Below are 502 nucleotides of genomic sequence, written 5' to 3' on the forward strand. Positions count from 1 at the left end.
GTGCTATGTCGTGTACAAAGGGAAGGCTCCGGGGGTGTACTACGAGTGGCCTGAGTGTTAGGCGCAAGTGAATGGGGTCTCGGTCACCAACCATAAAGGCTTCAAAAGCAGACAAGAAGCAGAAGCTAGTTACTTGAGGTTCACGCTAGCGCGAGAGAGGACTCGTAACCACCGCCTCATGTACTGCATAGTTCCGCTCTTCTCGCGTATATCATTGTTTAGATGGATGATGATGTAGTTGCAAGTATTCGAGACTTGTATCGCTATTTTCGAAATGATGACAAGAGACCACTTTCCGTTGGATGATGATTATGATGATGACCACCTTGTTTCTCTATGTATATGCTATGATTACATTTGTATGTGTATGATATGCTAGAGATTATTGTATAAAGCCCAAAACAAAATTCAGCAGCACAAAATATGGAGCAGAAAAAATCAAAAACTAATAACAGTAGCACGGGGTATGGCATTAGCAGTAGCTCTCTTTGAACAAGGACGC

1 protein-coding gene is annotated in these 502 nt (G+C 43.0%); it reads left to right on the top strand.

Annotated elements, in window-relative coordinates; all coding sequences use genetic code 11:
- Nucleotides 1-61 (top strand): viroplasmin family protein (locus tag J5M58_RS28555; RefSeq protein WP_207880285.1); only part of this gene is annotated, 61 nt, incomplete at its 5' end.
- Between the last annotated feature and the right edge of the window lie 441 nt (nucleotides 62-502).

Origin of the sequence: Pseudomonas sp. 32_A (assembly GCF_017490905.1) — a bacterium.
GTDB lineage: Bacteria > Pseudomonadota > Gammaproteobacteria > Pseudomonadales > Pseudomonadaceae > Aquipseudomonas > Aquipseudomonas inefficax.